Below are 19691 nucleotides of genomic sequence, written 5' to 3'. Positions count from 1 at the left end.
CGGATAGTCAAGCGCGACAACAGCTTCCGTTGGCCGGTCCGCCGGTTCCGGGGCGGATTCGTGTCGGTGGTCATCGCTAGCGTGCTCGGGTATGGACACGATGCCCGATGGACGTTTCGCCGACTTGCTGACACAGTTGCGTGCGAGCGACTTCCGCACGTTCGTCCGAGCCGACGTCGAACAGGTGTGCCGCAGCGCGGGATGGATGCCGACGAGCGACGGTGCGGTCGACATCCCGCACACACCCACCGGTGGCCGGATACGCGACGACCACGATCCGTATGCCGACGGCGACCAGCGAACGCAGCTGACCATCGACGTCGCGACGATCGAGCCCGAACAGTTCCGCCGCTACCTGGATCTCGCGGTGGCCACGTGGGGTCCGCCCACCTGGTATTGCGGTCTGTCGGATCTCGGTGTCGGCTGGGTCGACGGCGAAACACTGCGCACGCTCGAGCTCGCCGACTGGGGAGGCCTGTTCGTGCGGGTCGAGTCCACCGATTCCGATGCCAACAGCAGGTGGTGGAACTGGAAGACCCAGTACCACTACCCCGATTTCGTCGACGCGGACGACCGAATTCCGGCTGATGAGCACGATCTCGAGCACACCAGCGCCGACGATTACGAGGTCAGCTTCACCTGGTCTGCCGGTTCGGGTGGCCGCGGCAGCGCGATCTGGAGCGTCTACACCCTCGGCCACCTGCGCGGCCTACTGACCGACCTGCTGCACAGCGTTCACCTGGCCATGCGCGCGCTCGGTCCCGGCCCCGAGCCCCTCGTCCTGCACTTCTTCGACCGCGACAAGACGCCGGACCGCTACGCCCAACTCGAGTTGTCCCCGACCGAGATCCGCCTGCGCGCCTTCACCACCGAGTCCACCCGCCCACACCTGGACCGGCTGGGCTTCGTGGACTGCGGTGACGGCAGCTCCACGCGGATATGGCCGACCGAGCGCGATCAGGCGCGGGCAGCCTCCACCGTCACCACGGTGTTCCTGCACCGGATCGGGCTCGGCTCCGAGAATCTGACGATGACCGAGTCGGGGAATCCGCTACCGATCGACAACTTCTCGGTGGATTTGCAGGTCGACCTGGAAGGCGATGATCTGAGCGACGCTACCCAATAGGCAAGTCGGACTTCGCATTCCGTCACTACCAGCTGTCCTGCACACGCTCGAACCGGCCGTCCGAACGGCCGGGTCGGCCCGACACGCGTTGTACTCGGATCGCGCCGGTCGTCAGCCTCCGACTGGTTGCAGAACGCGCATGATCGGGTCGTAGGCCCAGTTCAGCATGCGCTCGGCGTCCTGTCGGGCCGCGGCGCTACTGTGGTCCGAGCTGTGCAGGACCACACCGATCATCGGTATGCCCGCACGGACCGTCTCGAACATCAAGCAGTGTCCCGCGGCGTTGGTGTTGCCGGTCTTGATGCCGATGGTGCCGGGATATTCATCGAGCATGCGGTTCGTCGTTTCCCAGTGGTGCTCGCGGTTGGCGGGACCGGCCGGAACGTGGAAGTTCCGCGAACCGACGATCTCGCGGAACAGCGGCAGGTTCATCGCACGGACACCCAGTGCCACGAGATCCGCCGGTGTGGAATAGGTGGAGTGGTCGGTGGGGTACGGCATGCCGGCCGGGTCGCTGAAAAATGTTCCCGCCAAACCCATGAACCGAGCGGTGTCGTTCATTCTGGCCAGGAAACCGCCCTGACCGGGACCGAACGACTCGGCGACGGTGTAGGCGGCGTCGCAGCCGGACGGCAGCAGCAGCGCGTACAGGAGCTGGCGCGCGGTGAGCACCTCGCCAGGAACCAGCCCCGCGGTGCTTCCGTTTTCCCTGGCGCAGTAGGCGCCCGCTTCCTGCGGCACCGTCACCGGCCGTTCCAGGTCACCGCTGACGATCACGACCACCGCCGTCATCACCTTCGCGATACTGGCGATCGGGACCGGGGTGTTCGCCTCGCGCGACCACACCACCGTCCCGGTGAACCCGTCCGCCAGGGCTGCACCCGACGCCTGCACACCGTCGGGCCCGGCCGCCGGCCACGGCAGCAGACCGTCAGCACTCCCGGAGGGTGCGGCGGCCGCAACGCCGTGACCAGCGGCGACGATCAGAACCCCGACAGTGACGGCGTGCAACATCTTGGCGAATGTCCGCATGGCGACATTCTGGCGCACAACTGGGCCGACCTGCGGGATTTACCGCCTCGATTCGCAGAACTACGCCTGGAACTCCCGCACATAGGCCGTATCGACGCCGAGAACACCGACCGATGTCGCGCCGCCCGGCTGGCCTAGTGGCTCCGCTCGGCCGGGCAGTGGTTCGTGGAAGAAACGGGCGTTTTCGGTGATGAACTGATCTTGGCCCGGCGGCAGATCGTCTTCGTAATAGATCGCTTCCACCGGGCAGGCCGGTTCGCACGCCCCGCAGTCGATGCACTCGTCGGGCTGGATATAGGCCATCCGATCGCCGATGAAGATGCAGTCGATCGGGCACTCCTCGACGCAGGCCCGATCCAGGATGTCCACGCAGGCGGCGCCGATCACGAACGTCACGGTGTTCTCCTCAGCTGTATTGACCCGCGACTTGCGGTAGTACCGATCCTGCTGCGAGCGCCCACAGTCGGGTAGACCCCGATATCCACTACCTCGTAAGGTTTCCTTATGAGCTTGCCGCCGGGAACACCTGATCTGGAGGTGCTCGATCTCCTGGTGTCGGTGGCGGAGCTGGGCAGCCTCGGTGCCGCCGCGCGCAGACACGGCATCAGCCAACCCGCGGTCGGCATGCGCATCAGCGCGTTGGAGCGGCGGCTGCATCTGCGTCTGCTCGATCGCGGACCCACCGGTTCGGCATTGACCGATGCCGGTGCGGCCGTGGTCGAACTGGGTCGGCCGGTGCTTGCCGCGAGCCGTGCCTTGATGGACGGTGTCGCGAACCTGCACCGCGAGCTGTCACCACAGCTGCACGTGATCGCCTCGAAAACCATTGCCGACCATCGCATTCCGCAATGGCTCGCGGCATTGCGGAAGCTTCGGCCAGAACTTGCCGTCGAACTGGATGTGGCGAATTCTTATCAGGTGACCACGGCGGTCCGTGATCGCGAGGTCGCGCTCGGATTCGTCGAGGGGCCGCAGGCGCCCTCGGGATTGGGTAGCCGGGTACTCGTGGCCGACGAGCTCGTTGTGGTTGTCGCACCGACCCACCCGTGGGCCACCCGCGCTCGCCCGGTGAGCCCACGCGAACTCGCCGACACGCCACTGGTGTGGCGCGAGAAGGGCTCAGGCACCAGGGACACCGTCTGGGCGGCGCTCGAAATTCACGGCACCCCCGCGCGTCCCGCGGCCGAGCTCGGTTCCGCCGCGGCGATTCTCGCGACCACCCGCAGCGGCCTCGCCCCCGCGGTGGTCAGCCGTCTGATCGTCGCCCACGAACTACGTGCGGGCACGCTGCACGAGGTGGACCTGGCCGACTCGATAGTTCTGACCCGGAAATTCCGCGCCATCTGGCACCGCCGCACCCCACCGTCGGGCCCCGCGGCCGACCTGGTCGACCTCGCCGCCCGCATCGAATCGGCCCGTCCGACGGTGCGACGACCGCCGAAAAGCTGATCCAGCCACCCTCGGCCCACCCGACAGTGAATCTCCGCTCACAGCAACAGGTTCGGCGCCGATACCGGGCGTGATCCATCCCGGAGCGAGCGCGCACCCGCAACGCCGACCAGCGATGCCGCTACCGCCTGGCCGACCGGCACGAGCGGTGGCGCACCCGTCTCGACGCACGCACGAAAGCCTTCGAGGATTCGGACCGTCCCTTCTGCTTTCGGTTCGACGAGCGTGCCATCAGAGAGAGTCAACGGCGCGGGTCTCCGTTCCTCGTCGCGGGTGACGCCGTTGCGATCGGTCCAGCCTTCCTTGCGCACGCGCACCGACCATGCGCGGCTGCCGGATGCTCGGACCGATTCGGCGAGCCCTTCGGTGCCGCGCACCGAAACCCAACTCCAGTGGCTGTCCGGTTCGCCCTGCAGGAATCCGTGCCGGCTGATGGCCAACCCGCCGCCGCTGAGCCGGACCAGCATCACCACAGCGGCCCTCGAATCGGTGGAGTCGATCGGAAAAGCCGTCACCTCGGTCGGCAGCTCGCCGGTGAGCGCGAGGATCGGCGACAGGGTGTGGGTGCAGTACGCCGTTGGTTCGATGCGGCCACGCCAATGGCTCGGGTCGCCGATCAGGCTCGACACGTCATCGGGTGACATCCCGTGCAGATAGTCCGCTTCTACGAGAGTTACCCGTCCGATCTCCCCCGCTCGCACGGCGTTTCGAATGAGTTGGACATGCGGATGGAAGACGTAGTTCTCGGCGAACGAGTACGTCGCTGCCGAGCGTCGTTCGGCCGCGAGCAAGGCGGTTGCTTGCCGCTCGTCCACGCAGGCGGCGGATTCGGAGAGCACGTGGATCCCGCGTTCGAGGAAGGCGATGGCCAAGGGAGCGTGCTCGTCGAAATCGTTGGCGAGCACCACCGCGTCGAGGTCGTAGCGCAGCAGGGCACTCCAGTCCTCGAACAGGGCCACCCGTGGCAGCAGGTCGGCCGCTTCTGCCCGCCGGATCGGGTCGCGATCGCAGGCAGCCACCACCTCCATACCCAGTCGGCGACACCACGTCGCAAGGTACAACCCCATTTTCAAACCGACCACACCTACGCGCATGTCCGCCATCATTCCGTGAGACAGAAGGATTTCTCCGCTACGGCTGCGAGAGGATCTCGACGAAGCCATCGGTCCCGTTGACTCGGATGCGCTGCCCGTCGCGGATCAGCTCGGTGGCGTGCTCCACGCCGACGACGGCCGGCAGGCCGTATTCGCGGGCGATCACCGCACCATGGGTCATCAGGCCGCCCACTTCGGTGACGAGCCCCGCGATCCCGACGAACAGCGGGGTCCAGCTGGGATCGGTGTAGGCGGTGACCAGGATGTCGCCCGATTCGAGGTCGGCCTGCGCGATATCGGCGATGACGCGGGCGCGGCCTTCGATGGTCCCGCCAGACACGGCCAAGCCGGGCAATGCGCCGGTGGGCAGGTCCTCGCGCCGGTACGCCCCGGTGAGCGCTTCGCCGTCGGAGGTGAGCACTCGCGGCGCGGCGAGGGACTCATAGAAGCGGAACGCGTCTTTTCGTGCGTCGACGAGGTCCTGGTCGGCTCGGTGCGTGCGAACCACCTCGTGCAACTCATCGAACCTGAGGAAGAAGATGTCGTCGGACTCGCGAAGCACGCCGGAGCGCACCAGTCGTTCGGCTTCGCGCAACAGCGCCTGCTTGTAGACGAAGTAGCGGCTGACCATGCCGTACTTCGGGTACTCCCGATATCCGGAAAAGATGCGAACGCGCTCGATCATCCGCTCGGTCTCGACGGCTTTTCCTTCCCCGTCGGGTAGGGCGCGCAGGCGTTGCAGGATCTGTTGTGCCTTCTGCTCGGCGTCGCGCAGGCCTTCCTCGAAGCGCCGGCTGCCCGCGCCCGGTCCGAAGTTCTTGATATTGCCCAGGATTGTCGGCACCAACGTGGCGGGGCTCTCGCTCCATCGCGGCCTGGTGATATCGATTTCGCCTGTACAACGCATGCCGTACGTGTCGAGGAAGTCCTCGATCACGGCGCGCGCCTCGTCGCCGCCCGGGTAATCGGCCAGACCGACCAGGAAATCGTCGTCCTCGATCCGTTCCAGGTACGCCACCACCTCCGGATGCGGTCGGATCACGTCGGCGACGTCAAGCAGCGCCAGACCCATCTCCGATGTCACGTTCCCGGGAATCGACTGGGTGAGCGCGTCGGCGGCGTTCTTCTCGCCCAGCCATTCTCGCAACCGCTCGTTGAGCCACTCCGTGGCCTCCATCGCGGCCATGATCACCTGTAAACCCCGCGGCGCGAACAGGACCCGGCGCAGTTCCTCCTGGATATCGGACCGGATGAAATCGAGCAGCGCCGCGCCGGACAGGTCACCGATATCGCGCTTCATGGCCGCGAGCGAAGTCTCGCTCGCGGCGATCAACTCGGTGACGATGGCGGGATCGGTCTCGATCGGCGCGGGAGCGGTACCGACCGGCGCGGCCGGTGCACCGGAATCCTCTTCCGGCACTTGACGAACAAAATCGCCGCGGTCGAGAACCGTCCGTAGCGCGTCCCCCATCAACGGGTCGGATTTGCCGAGGCCCGCTGCCAGGGCAGCGCCTTTCGCGGGCGAGGACACCATCGCGGTGACGTCGACGAACAACCGGCCGCCCGCGTCGCGCATCGGCGCATTGCTCGTCAGCTGCCACACCGAGATCCCCAGTGGCTTCATCGCATCGGTCATCATCTGCTGATGGCCGACCGACACGTAGACGTGGTTCTCCCCGTCGGCCGCGACCGGGATCGGGAACAGTGTCGTGATCGGCCTGCTCTGCACGATGCGGAAATCATCACCGTCCGCACACCATTCGATGTCCTGAGGGCTGCCGAAATGTGCCTCGACGCGGCGGCCGAGCTGTGCGAGCCGCAGTACCTCGGCATCGGAGAGGACCGGCTCGTTTCGGCGCTCCCGCGCGATCTCGCTCACCTGCGTTCCGCCGGTCGGCACCGACTCCACGGCGACCTTCTTGGTCGCGATCGTCTTGCCGGTGATGTGGTCGCCGCGAACCTGGTAGACGTCGGCGTTCACGAGACCTGAGACGAGAGCCTCGCCGAGACCGAAACCGGCGTCGATGGACACGACGGTCCGGTCGGAGGTGACGGGGTCGGCCGTCATCAAGATGCCCGCGGCACGCGCGAACACCATCCGCTGCACGACAACGCCCATCTGGATCTTCTTCTGGTCGAAGCCATTTCGCAGTCGATAGGTGACGGCCCGCTCGGTGAACAGCGAACCCCAGCACCGGCGCACCTGCTCGAGGATCGCCGCCGATCCGATGACATTCAGAAAGGTGTCCTGCTGACCGGCGAACGACGCGGTGGGCAGGTCCTCGGCCGTGGCGCTGGATCGCACGGCGTAGGCGCCATCGATGCCGAGCCGAGCGTGTGCGGCGAGGATCTCGTCCGCTACCTCCATGGGAACGACCAACTCCTCGACGGTGTGCCGGAGCTCCGCGCTCAGCACAGAAATCGCCGACCGATCCCCCGGTTCGAGGCGCGACAACTCGTCGAGCCGATCATCGAGCGAGGACACCCCCGCCACCGTCCGCGCGAAGGCATCGGTCGTCACACAGAAGCCGTCCGGTACCTCGACACCGTTGATTCGCGACAACTCACCGAGGTTCGCACCCTTGCCGCCGACGATCGCGATCTGCGTCCGATCGATCTCACCGAACCCGAGCACATAGGCCATCCCGCTACTCCTCACCTGGTGTTTTCGGTCTTTCGCGAGCGATTATGGACCAGGAATCAGCGCCTCATGAGGGCCCGGAATCGTGTATACAGTAGAAGGGGGAAGCGCAGAGGGTGCTCGCGCGCCTGACCTCCGCGGCAAATCCGGGACCAACCCGTCTTCCCATCGACCGAAGTTCCGATCGGTGCCGATTCATCAGGGTTGCCGCCTTGTGAGACAACGGGTCCCATCGAACTCTCGGAGCCGGAAGCTGCCCGCATGGCACACCTTTCGTGTCCATGTTGCCGATCGATTGCGGATGCCGAGATTTTCACCTCGCCCGCCGATCCAGGCCGTCTGCGACCCCGAATACCTGACAGATCAGCAAGTACGCAGCATCCCGCCATCGGACGCACACGACGCGGTGTCGACCACTCCACCCGCACCACCGGCTTGCCTGTGAGGACAACATGGTCACCGAGAACCCCTTTGATGACACATCAGCCCAGTCCGCTGCCGAGCGTGACTCGCCGGCCGAACCAGGGCCGCCGTCGTGGGCAGCGCCCGCCCTGCTGTTCTCGATGCTGATGCTCGGCCTCGACCTGGTGGCGTTGATTCCGCTCGGTGCCTGGATGCGCGACTACGGCATCGGCCTGGTCGGCTCGATCTACTTGCTCCACGTACTGGCGTCGACCGCGGTGGCCGCCTGGACCGTGAGCCAGTTCCCGCTCCAGCTGGATCTCGAACCCGATCAGCAGCCATTCTGAATTGTGGGCGAACACCAGGTTCGCGGCTCCTTCGGGCCTGTCACGCATCCTGCGGTGATGGCAGGATGAGGGCGGAGTTTGCCTGATCTACCCGGAGCGCCACTGCACCATGAATCGAACTCGCACCCCGCGCCCCTCCGATGTGCCGCGAACAGTCGGCGGCGACCTGGTGAATGTCCGACTTCTCGTGCTGGCGTTGACAATCGGCGCCACCCAGCTGTACGTCATCCCGCTGGTCCTGCTGCCACGGAACCCCGCGTGGGGCTGGGCCTTGGTGCCACTTACGCTGACCATCACCCCGTTCTGGTCGCTGATCCACGAGTCCATTCACGGATCGCTACTGAAGAGCCGGCCACGCAACGACCGGATGGGACGAATTCTGGCGGTGGTGTACGGGTCGCCGTTCGCGATGCTGAAAGCCGGTCACCTGCTGCACCATCGGTACAGCCGGGTCCGTGAGCGCAGCGAGATCTACGATCCGGCGCAGACCAGCTGGCGGGCTGCCGCGCCGCTGTTCTATCTCAAGCTCTTCGGGGGTCTGTACCTGCTCGAAGTGGTCGCGTTACTCCTCGCGCCGATGCCGGAGCGTGCCATTCGCGCGCTGGGACGTTGGGCGGACGCACCGGATTCGGTGGGCGGTCTTGTGCTCGAACGGGTCGCCCAGCCGGTGGTGCTGGGAAGGTTCCGCACCGACGCCGCCGCGATCGTCGTCATCCACACCGCCGCATTCCTCGCCTATGGTGCACACGGCTGGATGCTGCTCGCCGCGATCGGCGGCCGCGCGCTCATCATCTCGCTGTCGGACAACGCCTACCATTACGGTACCGACCTCGAATTACCAAGGGCGGCAATGAATCTGCGCCTCCCCCGCATGCTCGAACGGTTCGCCCTCAGCTTCAACCTGCACGACGTGCACCACCGGCACCCCGGCCTGCGCTGGTACGAGCTGCGCTCCCGTTTCGACGCCGAAGGCGGCCGCTATCACCTCGGCTGGTTCAGCGCGGTCGCCCGCCAGCTCCGCGGACCGATCGAACTGACCTGAATTCGCTCGATCCCGCCGCGCCGGTTAGCGCAGGTCGAGGTCGGTGACGGTCTCGGGGCCGAGAGCGATGCGGGCATGCCAGGTCGGCGGCTCCCACGGATCGGGTGCCATGCCCTGATAGCGGGCCTCGAGGTCGATGTAGCGGGCGCCGCCCACTTCGGCGGCCACGAATCGGTAGTCGTACCAAGTGAGGTCCGATCCGGTCGGCACCTGGAGTTCGGTGCTGTCGCCGGTGCCGTTCGCATCCTCGACTGCTTCCCGATTCTCGAGTTCGCGGACCAGAATCGGCACCGCCGCATAGAGTTCCAGGCTTGCCGCGGTCGTGAACCGGTCGGCCGGATACACGCCGTTCCAGGCGGCCGGATCGGCGAGTACCACGTCCTGGAGCGGCTCGACGACAACGCGGTTCGACGCTGTCGGGGTGGATTGTGCCGCGCTGCAACCGGATTGACCGCGCAACAGTGCGTTCACCATCACCAAGACCGAGGTGGGTTGTCCGGATCCCGGTGCCGCCCCGGTCGACCAGTGCGGTGGGCTGTCCTGGTCGTTTCCGGCCATGAGCTCGATGATCGTGGCTGCTTCGGCGCCGTCGATCGTGGCGCACAGCACCTTCCCATAGCCGCCGATACCCAGCGGGCGCTGGGTCAGCGGGGTCGCGAACGGCCAGCTGGTCGGTGCGGGCAGTTGCTCGTCGTCAACGGGCACCGCGGGCTGGAACGCCAGATCGAGGGCGGTCGGGGTGTACGGCGCACGTCGCTGCACCGTGAGCTGTTCGTCGTCGGGCAGAGCTCGCAAGCGATCGATCACGCCCCCCAACCTGCGCATCTCACCATTACCGGATCGCGCACCGGGCTCGGTGTCCAAGCCGTAGACCGACACACCGACCGGCCCATCGAAGTTCGCGTACACCGACGTGGTCGGCTGGTCCGTGGACGGTGAGAGCTCGCGGTAGTGGTCATCGTTGAACGAGAGTTCGTCGATCCAGGCACGAACCTGTTCGATGCCTTCCGCGGAGAGCCGAGCCCAGTACACGCCGAACGCGCTCTGCTCGGCGCCGTCGTCCACGGTGGTGAAAACCGTACCGTCGCGCCGTAATTCGAAGAAGGGTACGCGCCGGCTCCCCACTCGTTCGGTCTGCAGGAACCCCGGTGACTCCGCGACCGACACCAACACGTCCGCGTCACGCGCGGCGGGCGGATCGTTCTCTCCCCGGCCGAACACACTGCACGCACTGAGCAACGACATCGCGATGAGCATCGCACCGAGAACAACAGATCGGCGGGCCATATCCGAGCCTAACCCCGAGAGTTGTTCCCGCACAGTTCATCCGTGTGATCTTCCACGGCCGGGTGGCCGCCCACTTCCGGTGGGCGCATCATTGATATATCGCCGACTTTCAGACCTGGGGCATCTGTCAGTCGCGCGCCATCGATGCCGCGTATCCAGCGAGACTGCCCATGTTCAAGGAGTCCGCCGGTGAGTCACGCCTTCTTTCGCGCAATACCCGACCCGAGTGGTCGCACGGAAGTACTTCATCCCGAACCCGAGGCAAGCAGTGGGTGGATCGGCCGACAGTTGCGCGGCATGGCTGTCGGGGCGGTCCTGGCACGCGCGGTGGAACGGGAACCGATCATCCGCGAGCGGGCCGACCTTCGACCGGTGCGATGGACGCTCGATCTGTTCCGCCCAGTGTTCATGCGGCCCTGCACAACTCGCGTCGAGGTCGTTCGAGACGGCAGCCGGTTGGCGCTGGTCGATGCGATTCTGATCCAAGACGACCGACCTGTCGCCCGTGCCGGGGCGCTGTTCCTGCGCCCGGGACCGTCACCTGATGGCATCTGTTGGTCGCCTGGTACGACCGCGGACCCTCCACCTGCCGATCGGGAACCCTCGTCCGGTCGGGATCGGGTGTATTTCAGCGAAGAAGAAGGGTGGGGTCCGGATCCGAGCACCCACCACAACGCCACACGCACGGGGATCTGGCACCATCCGATCGCGGTCGTGGTCGGTGAGCAACCGACTCCTTTCCAGTTCGTCGCAGGGCTGGCCGATGTGACGAATGTGGTCACCAACCTCGGCAGCAGCGGACTGGAATTCATCAACGCCGATGCCACGCTCACCTTGACCCGGCTTCCAGAAGGGGACGAAGCAGGACTGGTCGGCCTCGACCGGATAACCCAGGACGGAATCGCGGTCGGCACCGCGGCGATGTATGACCGCAAAGGCGTATTCGGTACCGCGACAGTCAGTTCCATCGCCAATGCCCGAGGTCCCGCGAACCTTGGCGCTATCGGGACTTCGTCGTCCTCGGTTGCCATCGGGTAGACCGCACTATTCGTAGCTGTGCCATCGTGGCGATTTCGCGACTGGGGATCGTAGGCTTGCGCTATGGCACACGACACCGAACAGCCCGTCGATATCAAGCCACGCTCCCGCGATGTCACGGACGGACTCGAGAAAACTGCCGCCCGCGGCATGCTTCGCGCTGTCGGCATGGGTGACGAGGACTGGGTCAAACCGCAGATCGGTGTGGCATCCAGCTGGAACGAGATCACCCCGTGCAATCTGTCGCTCGACCGGCTGGCGAAGGCGGTCAAGCGCGGCGTGCACGCCGGGGGTGGCTACCCGCTCGAGTTCGGCACGATATCGGTGTCCGACGGCATCTCGATGGGGCACGAGGGGATGCACTTCTCGCTGGTGAGCCGCGAGATCATCGCCGACTCCGTCGAGACCGTGATGATGGCCGAGCGCCTCGACGGTTCTGTTCTGCTCGCGGGCTGTGACAAGAGCCTGCCGGGCATGCTGATGGCCGCCGCGCGCCTGGACCTGGCGAGTGTCTTCCTCTACGCGGGGTCGACCTTGCCCGGCAATATCGACGGCAAGGACGTCACCATCATCGACGCGTTCGAAGCTGTCGGCGCCTGCATCAAGGGGCTGATCACCCCCGCCGAGGTCGATCGCATCGAGCGGGCGATCTGTCCGGGTGAAGGCGCGTGCGGCGGCATGTACACGGCCAACACCATGGCCTCGGCGGCCGAGGCACTCGGGATGAGCCTGCCCGGGTCGGCCGCCCCGCCTGCCCCCGACCGTCGTCGTGACGACTACGCCGAGAAGTCCGGCGAAGCAGTCGTCGGGTTGCTGCGCAAGGGGATCACCGCACGCGACATCATGACGATGGAGGCGTTCGAGAACGCCATCACCGTCGTCATGGCGCTCGGCGGGTCGACCAACGCGGTGCTACACCTGCTGGCCATCGCCCGCGAGGCCGGTGTCGACCTCACCCTCGCCGACTTCAACCGGGTCGGTGACAAGGTGCCGCACCTGGGCGACCTCAAGCCGTTCGGTCGGTACGTCATGAACGATGTCGACAGAGTCGGCGGCATCCCCGTCGTGATGAAAGCCCTGCTGGACGCGGGTCTCATGCACGGCGACGTCATGACCGTCACGGGCGCGACCATGGCCGAGAACCTCGCCCATATCGAACTCGGCCTCGACGGCGATGTCATTCGGCGCCTCGATCGGCCGATCCACCGGACCGGCGGGCTCACCATCCTCCACGGCTCGCTCGCGCCCGAAGGCGCCGTCGTGAAGAGCGCCGGTTTCGACTCCGATGTCTTCCGCGGCACGGCTCGGGTGTTCGACGGGGAACGTGGGGCGATGAACGCGCTCGAGGACGGCACGATCGTGGCCGGTGATGTGGTCGTCATCCGCAATGAAGGACCCAAGGGCGGACCCGGTATGCGCGAGATGCTCGCCATCACCGGCGCGATCAAGGGCGCAGGCCTCGGCAAGGACGTCCTACTGCTCACCGACGGCCGATTCTCCGGCGGCACAACCGGATTGTGCGTCGGCCATGTCGCACCCGAAGCGGTGGACGGCGGCCCGATCGCTTTCGTCCGCGACGGCGACCCGATCGTCCTCGATGTCGCCAACCGCATCCTCGACGTCGAGATCGACGAGAGCGAACTCGCCGCTCGCAAGGTCGGCTGGGAACCGCTCCCACCCAAGTACACCTCGGGCGTGCTGGCGAAGTACCGCAAGCTCGTCAGCTCGGCCGCGCACGGCGCCGTCACAGGCTGACCGCCTCGGCCCTGATCCCCACGGCGGGATCAGGGGTCGATGGTCGCTCAGCTCAGGGTCTCGAGCGCCGCTCCGTCGTATGGCCGCACCTCGTCGGTCCGACCGGCCAGGACCTTGGACGCCCACTCCGGGTCCTGGAGCAGGGCCCGACCGACGGCGACCATGTCGAATTCGTCGCGTTCCATGCGGTCGAGGAGGTTGTCCAGGCTGCCGAGCTCGGCGCCCTGGCCCGAGAGCGCACGCAGGAAGTCGCCGTCGAGGCCGACCGAACCGACGGTGATGGTCGGCCTGCCGGTGAGCTTCTTGGTCCAGCCGGCCAGGTTCAGGTCCGAGCCATCGAACTCCGGGAGCCAGTAGCGGCGGGTGGAGGCGTGGAAGGCGTCGACACCGGCCGCGGCGAGCGGGGCCAGGATCGCTTCCAGCTCCTGCGGGGACTCGGCGAGCCGCGCGTCGTAGGCCTCCTGCTTCCACTGCGAGTAGCGGAAGATCACCGGGAATTCGGGTGAGACCACCGACCGGACCGCGGCCACGATCTCGGCGGCGAACCTCGTCCGGGCCACCGCGTCGCCGCCGTAGACATCGTCGCGGCGGTTGGTCCGCGACCAGAGGAACTGGTCGAGGAGATAGCCGTGGGCACCGTGCAGTTCGACGCCGTCGAAGCCGATGCGCTCGGCGGCCGCGGCTGCCTCGGCGAAGGCACCGATGACGTCGTCCAGGTCACGCTGGGTCATCGCCTTGCCGGTGCCCTCGGTGCCGTCGACGCGAATGCCGGAGGGGCCCACGGCGGGCGCATCGGGGTAAGGCGCCTCACCCTGCTTGCGGACCATGCCGATGTGCCACAGCTGCGGCACGATCGTGCCGCCGGCCGCGTGCACGTCCTCGGCGACCTTCGCCCACCCCGCCAACTGCTCCTCGCCGTGGAACCGCGGCACGCGATCGCTCTGCCCGGCAGAATCGTGGCCGACGTAGGTCCCCTCGGTGACGATCAGGCCCACGCCGGCGGCGGCGCGACGGGCGTAGTAGGACCGCACGTCGTCACCGGGGACGCCGCCCGGCGAGAACATGCGCGTCATCGGCGCCATCACGATGCGGTTCGGGACAGTCAGACCGTTCAGCGTGACGGGCCGCGACAGGATCTCGGCCGTACGGGCGACCTCGGACGGGGTGACGATCACTGGCTACTCCTCAGAGCTACTTGACAACATCGATGGTTGAGAACTTCAAGCAATGCCCACACGCTAGAGGCAAATATTTGAGATAGTCAAGTTTCTGCGGATAAGCTGACTCTCATGGAAGAAGCTCCGCGCGTCGATACGGCCCAGCTCATGGAGCTGCTCTCGGTGTCACTCGGCGTCTATTACGGGGACTTCACCGCCGCGGCGGCGAGTGAGAACCTCACCGCGAGCCAGGGCAAAACGCTCACCGTGCTGCGCCGGGGTCCCGTCGCGATGCGCGCCCTGGCCGACACCTTGGCCTGCGACGCTTCCAACGTCACCGGAATCATCAACCGGCTGGAGAAACGCGGCCTCGTGCGCCGCGAGACCAGCGCATCCGACCGCCGCGTCACAAACCTCGTCATCACCCCCGAGGGCGAGCAGGTCACCGATACGATCCGGGCGAAAATGCGCGCCACCCAAGACGGCCTGAAGAGCCTCACCGACCAAGACCGGGACTGTCTTTACGCGCTCCTGGAACGCGTTTTCGTCACCCGAGGTTCACGGCGGGCCGCAGCGTCAGAGGCCTGATCCGAGAACAGGTGCCATGCGTCACGCATTTTTGCGGGCACACGCCTACTCCGGCTCGAGAATATCCGGCGCTCTACGGACATGACGGGGTCGAATACTGTAGAACCGGATCAAACCAGAGGTGCCGATCTCGAAACGACAGACGTTGACCGACGGACTCTCCCCCATCGGTCGGCGTCTGCAGCCGCGACCCGTTCGCAGATCGGCATGCTGCCACGAGGAGACGTCATGGCTACCGACCAGAGTTTGCTGCATCGTTTCGTCATTTCCCAGTTCGACGCTGCCGGGCTGGACCGTGCGCAGCTCATTCGCGACACCGGGGTCCCGGATTGGTCGATGACCGGCGACGACGTGCATCTACCCAGTTCGACGTTCTCCCGACTGTGGGAGGTCGGCGAACATCGTCTCGGTCCGGACGTCGCCCTGCAGGTCGCCCGGCGCTACAAGCTGTCCAGCCTCGGCCTGTACGACTATCTGTTCGCGTCCGCGCCGACCTTGGGCGCCGGCCTGGCCACCTGCGGTCCCTACGTCACCGCGGTCACCACCAATCACCGGTTCGACCTGGTCTCCGAGACCGAGGACGAGTCCACCCTGTATCTCGAGATGCTCGACGGCGAAGGCCGAGGACGGGACCACACCCAGCTGTGGGGCTTGTCGGCCGTCCTGAGCCGCGCACGCCGGGTCGTCAACGATCCATTGAACCCGGTGCGCATCTCGCTGCGTCAGGCCGCTCCCGCGCGTGTCGATGGATTTCGCGACGTATTCGGTTCCGCCACACTGGAATTCGACGCACCGACCGATTCCATGACCTTCCGCGCCACTGACCTGGATCTGCCACTGACCACCGCCGATCCAGTACTGGCCGCGGTCCTGCAGCCGCTGGCCGCCGCGCTGGCACCCCCACCGACCCTCGCCTCGGCCTGGCCCGAACGGGTGGCCGCCGCATTGGACGAGGCCATCGAGGCAGGCGTGGTCTCCCTCGACTGTGTCGCCCGGATCCTCAACATCAGCCCCCGAACCCTGCAGCGACGGCTGACCGAATCGGGTACCACGTGGCGGGCCGAACTGGATCGGGCCCGCAGCGCCAGGTTGTCGCAAGCGGTGTCCACGGGGTCGCTCAGCGGCACCAAGCAGGCCGAGCTCCTCGGCTACTCCGATGCGGGCTCGTTGCGCCGGGCGGCTCGACGCTGGTCGGCGGGTGCACATCCGATCGGGACCATCACGTCCTGAGGTAGGTCGAGGCGATCTGCCAGAAGGTATCCCGCTCCAGCAGCCGGAAGTCCCACCCATCGATGATGTCCCGGAACGCCGTCACTATCCCGGCGACATCGAAATCGTCCCGGGTGGCGGTTCCCTTCGCCTCCAGCGCGGAGATCACGTAGGCGGTGGCGCTCTCCCTCGTAACCGACACCGCACACTCCCATCGTTCACAGACCGACAATACGAACGTAAGTGTCGAATTTCATCGGGACCACGACAAGGACAGAACGCGCCAACCTCGTGCCGAACGCGCCAACCTCGTGCCGACGTGATCCAACGGCCCGGCACTGGGATTCACCCGTTCCGGGTGAGGGCGTCACCGATGTTCGCTGGTTTGCTGGATCTCACCGCCCGCACGGACGGCGGTCCGAGGCGAGGAGCGTTCGTGAACACGTACCCGCCGATCGACGAGCACGGCATCGTCGGCGATTTGCAGACCGCGGCGCTGGTGTCGTCCACCGGGACGATCGACTGGTGGTGCGCTCCCCGATTCGATTCACCGAGCGTGTTCGCCTCGCTGCTCGACAGCGAGAAGGGCGGACATTGTTCGCTCGCCGTCGAACCCACCACCAGCGCGGTGACCGTCCGCCAGCTGTACCTTCCCGATACCGCTGTCCTGTTGACGCGGTTCTCCGGGCCCGACGGTGTGGGCGAGGTCGCCGATTTCATGGAACCGATTCGCGACACCGAACCCGCCGCGCGGCACAGGCTGGTGCGGGTCGTGCGAGTGGTACGCGGCAGTCTGACGTTCACCCTCGCGTGCCGCCCCCGGTTCGACTACGCACGCGCCACCCACACCCTCGATCGCGTCGACGAACGAACCGCCGTCTTCCGTTCCGCCACCGCCGATCTCCACCTGCAGTCCACCGACCCGATCGCCCTGCACCCCGACGGTGCGGACATCACCGCGCGATTCACACTGTCAGCCGGTGAGCGCGCCGCGGTCGTGCTGACCACCGCCCCCGCAGGCGCGGAAGTCTCCTCGGCACCGGTGTGGAAGTCGATCGCCCTCGAGTTCGACCAGTGCCGTCACTTCTGGCAGACCTGGTTGCGCTCGTCCACCTACCGCGGGCGCTGGCGGGACATGGTCAACCGTTCCGCGATCACCCTCAAACTGCTCACCTACGCCCCGAGCGGCGCGCCGATCGCCGCGGCCACCATGGGGTTGCCCGAACAGATCGGGGGCGAACGCAATTGGGACTACCGCTACACCTGGATCCGGGACGCTTCGCTGTCGGTGCGCGCGCTGATCGACCTCGGTTTCACCGAGGAGGCCTATGCCTTCCGTCGCTGGCTGCGCGAACGGGTCGAAGCGGGTGGCACCGCCTCCGGCGAACCCCTGCAGATCATGTACTGCGTCGACGGTGACCCCCGTCTGGACGAAGTGACCCTGACCCATCTGGAGGGATATCAGGGTTCGGCACCGGTGCGGGTGGGCAATGGCGCAGCTGATCAGATCCAGCTCGATATCTACGGCGAGGCAGCCGACGCGCTGGCGCAGGAATCGGATATGGCCGCCATTGCCGGCTGGCGGACATTCACCGGTCTCATCGACTGGCTCGCCGACAACTGGGACCGCCCCGACGAGGGCATCTGGGAAACGCGCGGCGGCCGCCAGGAATTCACCTACAGCCGACTGATGACCTGGGTGGCCTTCGACCGCAGTATCCGCATGGCGACCGAGAACGCCAGACCCGCCGCCGTGACCCGATGGACAGCCGAACGCGACGCGGTCTTCCGGCAGATCGTCGAACGGGGCTGGAGCGACAAACGCCAGGCATTCGTCCAGCACTACGCCACCGAGGTGCTCGACGCCTCGCTGCTGCTCATGCCCCGGATGGGATTCCTGTCCCCGACCGACCCGATGTGGCTGAGCACGCTCGACGCGATGGACAAGGAGCTGGTCAGTGACAGCCTGGTCTACCGATACGACCCCGCGGCATCACCCGACGGCCTGCGCGGCACCGAAGGCACCTTCAACCTGTGCAGCTTCCTCTACGTCGAAGCCCTCGCCCGGACCGGCCGCCTGCAACAGGCCCGCTACGCCTTCGACAAGATGCTCACCTACGCCAACCACGTCGGCCTGTTCGCCGAGGAGATCGGTCCCTCCGGCGAGCAGCTGGGCAACTTCCCTCAGGCTTTCACCCACCTGGCCCTGATCACCGCCGCCATCGCGCTCGACGAAGAACTCGATCGCGCCGAGGACGAGCCGCCGTCGACGACGCGCTGATCCGGCAGGCGTGCCAAACTAGCAACGTGAGCGGGCCGGTGAAGAAAACCAGTGGGGCGCAACCGAACGGGAAGCCGTCGCGTGAGCGAGGTGACGTGATCGGCGGCGGGATCCTGTGGCTGGCGAAATGGTCGCTGTGCATCGTGGCGATCGCGGCGGGCGCGTGGGTACTCGGTACGGTGACCGCCCGGCTCTGGGTGGTGATCCTGCCCGTCGCACTGGCGATAGTGGTGACGACCATCCTGTGGCCGTCGACCCGCTGGCTGACCCAGCACAAGCTACGGCCGGCGCTGGCCGCGTCGATCACCTTGCTCACGTTCGTGGCATTGCTGGCCGGGGTCGTCGCGTTGATCGTGCCTTCGGTGGCCGATCAAGCACCCGAACTCGCCGACAAAGCCACCGCCGGGGTCAACCAGGTACGCAACTGGATCCAGGGACCACCGCTGCGCCTTCGCGACGAGCAACTCGATTCCGCGGTCGAAGCGATCGTGGGGCGACTCCAGTCCAGTGGCGCGCAGATCGCCAGCGGCGTGTTCACCGGCGTGTCTACGGCCACCTCGCTCCTGATCACCGTGTTCCTGGTCTTGGTGCTGGTGTTCTTCTTCCTGAAGGACGGCACACGTTTTCTGCCCTGGATGCATCGGGTGTTCGGCAACCGCAGCGGCCGCCACGTCGAAGCCGTCCTGGAACGCGTCTGGGCGACCCTGGGCGGATTCATCCGTACGCAGGCGATCGTCAGCATGGTCGACGCCGTGCTCATCGGCGCGGCACTGTTCATCCTTGATGTTCCGCTGGCGCTGGTGCTGTCGGTGATCACTTTCATCGGCGGATTCGTCCCGATGGTCGGAGCTTTCGTCGCCGGCGCGCTCGCGGTCCTTGTCGCGCTGGTCGGCAACGGGCTCACCACCGCGCTGATCGTGCTCGGCGTCGTCATCGCGGTGCAGCAATTGGAAGGCAATGTGCTGCAACCGGTCCTGCAGAGCCGCAGCATGGAATTGCACGCCGTTATCGTGCTGCTCTCCGTCGCCGCGGGCGGCTCGCTCTACGGCATCACCGGCGCCTTCCTCGCGGTACCGGTGGTCGCGATGGTCGCGGTGGTGATCCGCTACATCGGCGAGCAGATCGACACTGCCACCGCAACACCACCAGAGGCAGACGAGTCCGATCCGGACGACGCTGTCGTGGCCCCACCGTCGCCCGGCTCCGCCGTATCACCCGATCCCAGCGCATAGCCCTCGTCTGC

Annotated in this window: 17 protein-coding genes; 10 read left to right on the top strand and 7 right to left on the bottom strand. The window is 66.4% G+C overall.

Translation table 11 applies throughout. From position 1 onward, the window contains the following. Positions 1 to 91: 91 nt before the first annotated feature. Positions 92 to 1126 (top strand): hypothetical protein, encoded by a 1035-nt coding sequence (locus ACFWPK_RS06315; RefSeq protein ID WP_378913514.1) that lies wholly within the window; start codon positions 92 to 94, stop codon positions 1124 to 1126. 111 nt (positions 1127 to 1237) lie between these two features. On the opposite strand, the gene ACFWPK_RS06310 is transcribed toward ACFWPK_RS06315, so the two are convergent. Both ACFWPK_RS06310 and fdxA read right to left on the bottom strand, forming a co-directional pair. Beyond that, positions 1238 to 2158 carry a D-alanyl-D-alanine carboxypeptidase family protein gene (locus tag ACFWPK_RS06310; RefSeq protein ID WP_378913513.1) on the bottom strand — a complete coding sequence of 307 codons (921 nt, stop codon included), beginning with the start codon at positions 2156 to 2158 and terminating at the stop codon, positions 1238 to 1240. Positions 2159 to 2218: 60 nt separating this feature from the next. Further along, the gene (fdxA, locus tag ACFWPK_RS06305) at positions 2219 to 2554 is read right to left on the bottom strand and encodes a ferredoxin (RefSeq protein WP_378913512.1); all 336 of its coding nucleotides are present in this window, start codon (positions 2552 to 2554) and stop codon (positions 2219 to 2221) included. Positions 2555 to 2662: 108 nt separating this feature from the next. Between fdxA and ACFWPK_RS06300 the strand changes: the two genes are divergently transcribed. Then, the gene (locus ACFWPK_RS06300; protein ID WP_378913511.1) at positions 2663 to 3607 is read left to right on the top strand and encodes a LysR family transcriptional regulator; all 945 of its coding nucleotides are present in this window, start codon (positions 2663 to 2665) and stop codon (positions 3605 to 3607) included. Positions 3608 to 3645: 38 nt separating this feature from the next. Here the strand turns inward: ACFWPK_RS06300 and ACFWPK_RS06295 are convergent, their stop codons facing one another. After that, entirely contained in the window at positions 3646 to 4701 is a 1056-nt protein-coding gene (locus ACFWPK_RS06295; RefSeq protein WP_378913510.1) for a Gfo/Idh/MocA family protein, read from the bottom strand. A 37-nt stretch (positions 4702 to 4738) separates the two neighbouring features. Further along, positions 4739 to 7345, bottom strand: a complete 2607-nt coding sequence (gene rph, locus ACFWPK_RS06290; protein ID WP_378913509.1) for a rifamycin-inactivating phosphotransferase — start codon at positions 7343 to 7345, stop codon at positions 4739 to 4741. A gap of 449 nt (positions 7346 to 7794) precedes the next feature. On the opposite strand from rph, the gene ACFWPK_RS06285 reads away from it, so the two are divergent. Together ACFWPK_RS06285 and ACFWPK_RS06280 are read left to right on the top strand one after the other, a co-directional pair. Then, entirely contained in the window at positions 7795 to 8091 is a 297-nt protein-coding gene (locus ACFWPK_RS06285; protein ID WP_378913508.1) for a hypothetical protein, read from the top strand. Between the two features lie 109 nt (positions 8092 to 8200). Then, on the top strand, positions 8201 to 9133 hold the full coding sequence (locus ACFWPK_RS06280) for a fatty acid desaturase (protein ID WP_378913507.1): 933 nt from the start codon (positions 8201 to 8203) through the stop codon (positions 9131 to 9133). A 24-nt stretch (positions 9134 to 9157) separates the two neighbouring features. On the opposite strand, the gene ACFWPK_RS06275 is transcribed toward ACFWPK_RS06280, so the two are convergent. After that, a complete protein-coding gene (locus ACFWPK_RS06275; RefSeq protein WP_378913506.1) occupies positions 9158 to 10378 on the bottom strand; it encodes a hypothetical protein in 1221 nt (406 codons plus the stop codon). Positions 10379 to 10564: 186 nt separating this feature from the next. Here ACFWPK_RS06275 and ACFWPK_RS06270 point away from each other — a divergent pair, with 186 nt between their 5' ends. Continuing rightward, positions 10565 to 11458, top strand: a complete 894-nt coding sequence (locus ACFWPK_RS06270) for an acyl-CoA thioesterase domain-containing protein (protein ID WP_378913505.1) — start codon at positions 10565 to 10567, stop codon at positions 11456 to 11458. A 63-nt stretch (positions 11459 to 11521) separates the two neighbouring features. After that, complete coding sequence (gene ilvD / locus ACFWPK_RS06265) at positions 11522 to 13213, top strand: dihydroxy-acid dehydratase (RefSeq protein ID WP_378913504.1); 1692 nt, start codon at positions 11522 to 11524, stop codon at positions 13211 to 13213. Between the two features lie 47 nt (positions 13214 to 13260). Here the strand turns inward: ilvD and ACFWPK_RS06260 are convergent, their stop codons facing one another. Continuing rightward, positions 13261 to 14388, bottom strand: a complete 1128-nt coding sequence (locus ACFWPK_RS06260; RefSeq protein WP_378913503.1) for an NADH:flavin oxidoreductase — start codon at positions 14386 to 14388, stop codon at positions 13261 to 13263. A gap of 114 nt (positions 14389 to 14502) precedes the next feature. Here ACFWPK_RS06260 and ACFWPK_RS06255 point away from each other — a divergent pair, with 114 nt between their 5' ends. Together ACFWPK_RS06255 and ACFWPK_RS06250 are read left to right on the top strand one after the other, a co-directional pair. Next, entirely contained in the window at positions 14503 to 14958 is a 456-nt protein-coding gene (locus ACFWPK_RS06255) for a MarR family winged helix-turn-helix transcriptional regulator (RefSeq protein WP_378913502.1), read from the top strand. A 228-nt stretch (positions 14959 to 15186) separates the two neighbouring features. Next, the gene (locus ACFWPK_RS06250; RefSeq protein ID WP_378913501.1) at positions 15187 to 16188 is read left to right on the top strand and encodes an AraC family transcriptional regulator ligand-binding domain-containing protein; all 1002 of its coding nucleotides are present in this window, start codon (positions 15187 to 15189) and stop codon (positions 16186 to 16188) included. Here the strand turns inward: ACFWPK_RS06250 and ACFWPK_RS06245 are convergent. Continuing rightward, complete coding sequence (locus ACFWPK_RS06245; RefSeq protein ID WP_378913500.1) at positions 16178 to 16369, bottom strand: hypothetical protein; 192 nt, start codon at positions 16367 to 16369, stop codon at positions 16178 to 16180. The two genes, ACFWPK_RS06250 and ACFWPK_RS06245, sit on opposite strands and share 11 nt — an antisense overlap. 234 nt (positions 16370 to 16603) lie before the next feature. Here ACFWPK_RS06245 and ACFWPK_RS06240 point away from each other — a divergent pair, with 234 nt between their 5' ends. After that, positions 16604 to 18448, top strand: a complete 1845-nt coding sequence (locus ACFWPK_RS06240) for a glycoside hydrolase family 15 protein (RefSeq protein ID WP_378913499.1) — start codon at positions 16604 to 16606, stop codon at positions 18446 to 18448. Between the two features lie 26 nt (positions 18449 to 18474). Further along, the gene (locus ACFWPK_RS06235) at positions 18475 to 19680 is read left to right on the top strand and encodes an AI-2E family transporter (RefSeq protein ID WP_378913498.1); all 1206 of its coding nucleotides are present in this window, start codon (positions 18475 to 18477) and stop codon (positions 19678 to 19680) included. Positions 19681 to 19691 lie beyond the last annotated feature (11 nt).

It is taken from the genome of Nocardia sp. NPDC058519 (assembly GCF_042719755.1).
Classification (GTDB): Bacteria; Actinomycetota; Actinomycetes; order Mycobacteriales; family Mycobacteriaceae; genus Nocardia.
Note: the sequence above shows the minus strand (reverse complement) of the source record. Positions and strands in the feature narration are given on the sequence as shown.

Coding starts and splice junctions, on each gene's coding strand:
- ACFWPK_RS06295 (WP_378913510.1), bottom strand. CDS start 4,701: ATGCGCGTAGGTGTGGTCGGTTTGAAAATGGGGTTGTACCTTGCGACG.
- ACFWPK_RS06280 (WP_378913507.1), top strand. CDS start 8,201: ATGAATCGAACTCGCACCCCGCGCCCCTCCGATGTGCCGCGAACAGTC.
- ilvD (WP_378913504.1), top strand. CDS start 11,522: ATGGCACACGACACCGAACAGCCCGTCGATATCAAGCCACGCTCCCGC.
- ACFWPK_RS06285 (WP_378913508.1), top strand. CDS start 7,795: ATGGTCACCGAGAACCCCTTTGATGACACATCAGCCCAGTCCGCTGCC.
- ACFWPK_RS06250 (WP_378913501.1), top strand. CDS start 15,187: ATGGCTACCGACCAGAGTTTGCTGCATCGTTTCGTCATTTCCCAGTTC.
- ACFWPK_RS06270 (WP_378913505.1), top strand. CDS start 10,565: ATGCCGCGTATCCAGCGAGACTGCCCATGTTCAAGGAGTCCGCCGGTG.
- ACFWPK_RS06315 (WP_378913514.1), top strand. CDS start 92: ATGGACACGATGCCCGATGGACGTTTCGCCGACTTGCTGACACAGTTG.
- ACFWPK_RS06275 (WP_378913506.1), bottom strand. CDS start 10,378: ATGTCGTTGCTCAGTGCGTGCAGTGTGTTCGGCCGGGGAGAGAACGAT.
- ACFWPK_RS06310 (WP_378913513.1), bottom strand. CDS start 2,158: ATGCGGACATTCGCCAAGATGTTGCACGCCGTCACTGTCGGGGTTCTG.
- ACFWPK_RS06300 (WP_378913511.1), top strand. CDS start 2,663: ATGAGCTTGCCGCCGGGAACACCTGATCTGGAGGTGCTCGATCTCCTG.
- rph (WP_378913509.1), bottom strand. CDS start 7,345: ATGGCCTATGTGCTCGGGTTCGGTGAGATCGATCGGACGCAGATCGCG.
- ACFWPK_RS06255 (WP_378913502.1), top strand. CDS start 14,503: ATGGAAGAAGCTCCGCGCGTCGATACGGCCCAGCTCATGGAGCTGCTC.